The following is a 6,253-nucleotide window of genomic DNA, read 5'->3' as shown; positions in this document are numbered from 1 at the left end:
CAGAAGTGAAACGCGGTAGCGCCGATGGTAGTGTGGCATTCGCCATGCGAGAGTAGGACACTGCCAGGCACCCAATTTAAGAACCCCGCTCATCGAGCGGGGTTTTTTGTTGCATGCAATTTATTAAATCGTCTGATAATTGTCCCGTTTTATTCCTCTCCCTTTGAATGCCTAGTCTTCCCCGTCGGTTTTACTCATAAAAAACGGTCACAACAGCGTAAAATGGTGCTTTATTTCGTCGGAGATAGCCCATGTTTTGTCCAAAATGCGGCGGTCAAACCCTGCAGAGCGTCAGCCCTAAAGAGTTTCGCTGTGGCTGCGGTTTTCATTTTTTCCAAAATGTGGCGACGGCTGTGATGGTGGCGCTTTGCTGGCAGGACGAGGTGCTGGTTGCGGTGCGTGCCCGTAATCCTGGCAAGGGGTTGCTGGATCTGCCGGGCGGATTTGTCGATCCCGGCGAGTCGCTGGAGGGGGCGCTGGTGCGGGAATTGCAGGAGGAGCTGGGGCTCAATGTCAGCGCCCAACCTTTTACCTATCTTGGCTCATTCCCCAATATCTATCCCTACGATGGCATCACCTATCACACCTGTGACACCTTTTTCGCCATCAAGCTGAGTGAAAAACCGGTCATCCAGCCGGCTGACGATGTGGCCGCCTGTCAGTGGCTGAAGATTAGCGATATCCCCTTGCCCCGCTTTGCTTTCGAGTCGACGCGCACCGCGGTGGCGCGGCTGCAGCAATCCTCTTTGCAAGCCTGATCCCTGCTGATGACGATGGGGATTGGCAGCGACCATCCCTGTCTCATCCTTGTCCACTTTTGTCCCGCAGACGCCATTCGTCAGACGGTGAGTGGTATAGTCAGCAGTGGATCCGGATTCAAGGAGCATATCGTGAAGAAGATAGTTCTCATCTTGCTCGGCATCGCCGTGGCAGCCTTGCTGGCCATAGTGACGTTGATAAGCCTTATCGACCCCAATCAATTCAAGCCCCAACTGGCTGAACAGGTGCGCAAGAGCACGGGTCGGGAGCTGGTGATGGCGGGGGAGATTGACTGGCGTTTCTGGCCGAGTCTCGGCCTCTCGCTGGAGAAGGTCGCTCTGCGCAATCCGGCCGGTTTTGCCGAGCCGGATCTGGTTCGTTTCGAGCAGGGCGAGGCCTCGGTGGCCCTGTTGCCGCTGCTCTCCCATCGTCTGGAGATCGGCAAGGTGACCCTGAGTGGCGCCTATCTCTTTATCCAGACCAAGGCGGATGGCAGCTCCAATCTGAGCGGACTGCTCAAAGATGCCACTGCTGATGCAAGCGAACCGGTCGTTCCCGCAGCCCCAGCGCCAACCGCTGATAGCAAGCCCTGGCAGATCAGCTTGCAGGGTGTCGCGCTCTCCCAGGCCAGTGCGCTGGTACAGGATGATCGCAGCGGCACGTCGCTGCGACTGGATCGCCTCGATCTCGATATGGGGCAACTGGCCACCGGTCAGTGGGTACCCGTGACGCTGGCCGCCAAGGGGAGTGCCGACAAGCTCGCTTTCGACGTTAAAGGGCAGACCCAGATCAAGCTGGCGCAGGAGGTGATGGCGAGTGAGCTGAAAGATCTGAGCCTCAGCGGCAGCCTGAGTGACCCGTCTCTGCGACTCGACAGTTTCTCCATCAAGGGAGACCGACTGGCCCTTGGTGAGTGGAGCAACCTCACGTTGGCGCTGAAAGGAGCCAAGGGTGAGGGGCAGCAAGCTTCACTGGCTGGCTCTCTGGAAGGAACACTTAAAGGGCGGCTCGACAAGGAGATGAAGCTTGCCGAGCTCTCCGATGTACTGCTGACCGCAGCGCTGGAAGGTGATGCGCTGCCACGCCCGCAGATGAAGCTGAAACTGGCCGGGTTTGCCCGTGCCGAGCTCGACAAGCAGCTGATCACCCTGAGCAAGCTGGTGATGAGTGCCGATGAGGCGCTGCTGAGTGGTGATGGAACCGTGCAGCTTGGCGCTGTTCCCTCGATCAGCTTCGATCTCAAGGGGGAGAAGCTGGATCTCGACAAATGGCTCGCCAGATCGGCACCGACCACACCAGCGCAGGCGAGAGAGGACAAACCAACGGTCGGTGCTTCCAATACCGCTGCAACTGGCGATAAAGAAGCAACTGGCAAGAGCGAAGCCCTCTCCGCGGTTGAACCGGATCTGGGCGCGCTCAAAGGTGTGGATCTGGATGGTCGGTTGCAACTCGGTAGCCTGCGCCTGAAAGGGCTGGATCTCGGTACTGTCGATCTGCAGGTGGTTTTGGCCAAGGGACTGCTGACGCTCAAACAGTTCAGCGCGACCGTGGCGGGCGGTCAGGTAAGCGCGAAAGGGGTTCTCGACGCACGCCAGCAACCCGCCACCTACAAGGTGCACAAGCAGGTGGCCGGAGTGAACATTCGTCCCTTGCTGCAGACTCTGGCCCAGAGCGATCTGCTGGAGGGTAAGGGCGATCTCGATGTGCAGGTGCAGGGGCGTGGTCTCTCTCCTCTGGCACTGCGCAACGGAATGCAGGGCAAGGTGACCTTGAAGCTGAGCGACGGCGCCCTGCACGGCATCAACCTAGCGGAAATGATCCGCGAGGCGCGGGCCACCCTCACCGGCAAGGGGGCCGAGCAGGTGAAGGAGGCGCGCAAGACCGACTTCAGCGCCCTCACCGCCAGCTTCCAGATTGCCGACGGCATCGCCCGTAGCAACGACATCCAGCTCTTTGCCCCCGCCTTGCGGGTCAAGGGCGAGGGGCAGACGGCGCTGGTGCTGGAGAGCCTCGACTTCCTGTTCCTCACCTCCATTGTCGAGAGCAGCAAGGGGCAGGGGGGCAAGGATGTGGATGAGCTGAAGGAGATCACCATTCCGGTGCGGATCGGCGGTCACTGGCAAGCCCCCAGCTACCAGCTCGATGTGAAGGCGCTGCTTAGCAACAACAAGCTGCTGGAGGATAAGGCGCGCAAGGAGGCCGAACGCGGCCTCAAGAAGCTGCTGGGGGACAAGGCCGACAATGAAGCCGTCAAAGGTGTGGCTGACCAGCTGCTCAAGGGATTGTTCAAATAGCCCCAGCCTTTCGTTTTATCCCCATGCAGAGCCCGCCCCGTGCGGGCTCTTTCTTATTGTGGAGACCGTTCTGTGAGTGTCGTATCGGACTAGGCATTGGCCTGGCAACTCTATAGGGAAGGGCCCGCCTGAAGCAATTCAGGCGGGCCCTTTTTCATTGCCGCTGGTGGGAATTACTCCCCCAGCAGGGTTTGCCAGACGGCGAGCACATGGCTGCGCTCACTCTGCAGCTTATCGTCGCTCACCTTGCGGGAGATTTCCGAGAGGTTGAGGCGATGGCCGAGGTTGCGGATCTCCAGATAGGCCTGCTTCAGCCCCTCCGCCTGCTCCAGCGTCAGCACCCCCGCCATGACGCACTCGTCGAAGATGCGCACGTTATCGGACCAGCGGGTGAGCGCCTCGGGCTCGCCGCAGGCGTGGGCCAGCACCAGATACTGGGCGATAAACTCGATATCCACCATGCCACCGGGGGACTGCTTGAGGTCGAATTCGCCGGCACCGGCTTTGAGCAGGTGATCCCGCATCTTGTGGCGCATCTCGCGCACCTCGCGGGCCAGGGTCGGCAGCTCCCGCTCCTTGGCCAGCACATCGCGGCGGATGCGGGCAAACTCGGCAACGATGGCATCATCGCCATAGATGGGGCGAGCCCGCACCAGCGCCTGATGTTCCCAGGTCCATGCCTCGTTTTGCTGGTATTGCTCGTAGGCCGACAGCGACGAGACCAGCAGGCCGGAGTCGCCGGAGGGACGCAGCCGCATATCGATCTCGTAGAGGATCCCGGAGGGGGTTCGGGTGCTGAACAGGTGCAGGATCCGCTGCGCCAGACGCAGATAGAACTGGCGGCTGTCGATGGGCTTGCGGCCATCTGTGTAGCTGTTTGGGTCGCCGCCATGCAGAAACACCAGATCGAGATCCGAGCCGTAGCCGAGCTCAATGCCACCCAGCTTGCCGTAGGCCACCACCGCAAAGCCGCGCTGGCCGCTGGTTGCCACCTCGGGCGGCACTCCGTAGCGCTCGCTCATCTGGGCCCAGGCCTGATTAACCACCTCTTCGGTGATCGCCTCCGCGAGCCAGGTGAGGTGGTCGCTCACCTTCATCAGCGGCAGGGCGCCGGCGATGTCGGCCGCCACGATGCGCAGCAGCTGCACCTGCTTGAACTGGCGCAGCGCCTCCATCTGCTGCTCCACGTCCTCTTCGGGGATGCGCAGCAGGAACTGGCGCAGCTGGGGCTTGTACTGGTCGAGCGGGGTGGGGTGGTAGAGGTGCTGGGGATCGAGCAGCTCATCCAGCAGGATGGGGTAGCGGGCCAGCTGTTCGCTCACCAGATGGCTGGCGTCGCACAGCCGTACCAGCTGGCGCAGGGCGCCCGGGTTTTCCGCCAGCAGTTGCAGATAGGCGCTGCGGGTGAAGATGCGGGTCAGCAGCTCGCATACCCGCTCGAACAGGCGGGCGGGTTGCTCACTGGCGACCACCAGCCGCAGCAGCTCCGGCATCAGCCAGTCCAGTGCGATGCGCCCCTGCGGCCCCACCTGACGGCGCTTGTACTCCTCCTTGAAGCGCAGCAGGGCAGCGCAGAGCGGAGCGGGCTCGACGACCCCTTGAGCAGTCAGCAATTTTTCCAGCTCGGCGGCATCGAGCTCGGTGCGCCACAGATCGAGCCAAAGCTGCTCCAGATGGGCGGGGGCCTCTTTCTCTTCCCCCACCACGGCGGCGAACTCCTGATGGACGGCCGCCATCTCCTCATCGAGATGAGCCATAAAGGCGCCCCAGTCGGCAAAACCGAGGGCGGCGATCAGCCGCTGGCGATCCCGCTCTTCGGTGGGCAGGGTCTGGGTCTGCTGATCGCCGATCTCCTGCAAGATGTTCTCGACCCGGCGCAAGAAGCGATAGGCCTCCAGCAAGCGATCGCAATGGGCAGATTCGAGGGCGCCACATTGGGCGATGGCAGCCAGCGCTTCGGGCAGGTGACGCACCCGCAGTGCCGGTTCACGACCGCCGCGAATAAGCTGCAGCGCCTGGGCGATAAACTCCACTTCACGGATGCCGCCAGCCCCCAGCTTGATGTTGCCCTCCAGCCCCTTGCGGCGCACCTCGGCGGCGATCATCGCCTTCATCTGGCGCAGACCGTCGATAACGCCGAAGTCGATATAGCGGCGAAACACGAAGGGGCGCAGCATCTCGGCCAGCTCCACTGCGTGTTCGCACTGGGGCCCCAGTACCCGCGCCTTGACCATGGCGTAGCGCTCCCAGTTGCGACCGTGATGCTGGTAGTAATCCTCCATGGCTGCGAAGGAGATGGCGAGCGGCCCCGCATCGCCAAAGGGGCGTAAGCGCATATCGACCCGGAACACCTGACCATCCTGAGTGGGCTGGTGGAGGGCGTTGATGATGCGCTGGCCCAGCTTGATGAAAAATTGCTGGTTGGCGAGCTCCCGCCGCCCCCCGACCGTGTAGCCGTTCTCGGGGAAGGTGAAGATAAGGTCGATATCCGAGGAGAAGTTCAGCTCGCCACCTCCCAGCTTGCCCATGCCGAGAATGAGTAGCGGTTGTGGGTTGCCATTGCCGTCCATCGGGGTGCCCAGCTCGCCGCACTGTTTGGCGTAGAGCCAGTCGCGAGAGGAGCAGATGAGGGCATCCGCCAGTTTGGTGAGGTGGATAAAGCTCTCTTCCACTTCGGCGTGGCCCAGCATCTCGCGCCAGGCGATCACCAGCATGCGGCTGCGGCGGAACTGGCGCAGGATACGCTTGAGCGCCTCTTCATCGCTTACCTCGGCGAGCAGGGCGGTCAGATCGCGCTGGTAGGTGGGCCAGCGTTCGGCCTGATCCAGATCCCCGGAGGCGAGCAGTTCGGTCAGCAACTCGGGCTGTTTGAAGAGGGAGTCGGCGACAAAATCGGAGAGGCCCAGCAGGGTCAGCAGGGTCTGGCGCACCGGCTCGGGCTGGTTGCCATAGTCGGGGGCCAGCTCGACCAGTCGCTGCCACTGGCGCTCGGCCTGTTCTTGCAGCAGGGGGGAGAGGGCGGAGAAAGAGGGAGAGTGCTGGGCCACGGTTGCCGTCCTTGTGGTTCACGACAGCGGGTTAACAACACGGTGTTAACAACGCTGCCGGTTCAAAATGGTGGCTGCCAATCTAGCACTGTCAGGCCCCCGCGTCACAGCGCAGGGGCGAGAAGCATGATCCGGCAAATAAAAATGGGCTCC

General features: G+C 61.9%; 3 protein-coding genes. 2 read left to right on the top strand and 1 reads right to left on the bottom strand.

Features of this window, described 5'->3' with window-relative positions; genetic code table 11:
- The first annotated feature begins 251 nt into the window (after positions 1-251).
- Both G5229_RS18340 and G5229_RS18335 read left to right on the top strand, forming a co-directional pair.
- On the top strand, positions 252-758 hold the full coding sequence (locus G5229_RS18340; RefSeq protein ID WP_421209955.1) for an NUDIX domain-containing protein: 507 nt from the start codon (positions 252-254) through the stop codon (positions 756-758).
- Positions 759-890: 132 nt separating this feature from the next.
- Positions 891-3,053 carry an AsmA family protein gene (locus G5229_RS18335; protein ID WP_421209953.1) on the top strand — a complete coding sequence of 721 codons (2,163 nt, stop codon included), beginning with the start codon at positions 891-893 and terminating at the stop codon, positions 3,051-3,053.
- 173 nt (positions 3,054-3,226) lie between these two features.
- Here the strand turns inward: G5229_RS18335 and glnE are convergent, their stop codons facing one another.
- On the bottom strand, positions 3,227-6,100 hold the full coding sequence (gene glnE / locus G5229_RS18330; protein ID WP_421209951.1) for a bifunctional [glutamate--ammonia ligase]-adenylyl-L-tyrosine phosphorylase/[glutamate--ammonia-ligase] adenylyltransferase: 2,874 nt from the start codon (positions 6,098-6,100) through the stop codon (positions 3,227-3,229).
- Positions 6,101-6,253 lie beyond the last annotated feature (153 nt).

This window comes from Aeromonas sp. 602396 (genome assembly GCF_049173735.1).
GTDB classification, from domain to species: domain Bacteria; phylum Pseudomonadota; class Gammaproteobacteria; order Enterobacterales; family Aeromonadaceae; genus Aeromonas; species Aeromonas veronii_A.
Note: the sequence above shows the minus strand (reverse complement) of the source record. Positions and strands in the feature narration are given on the sequence as shown.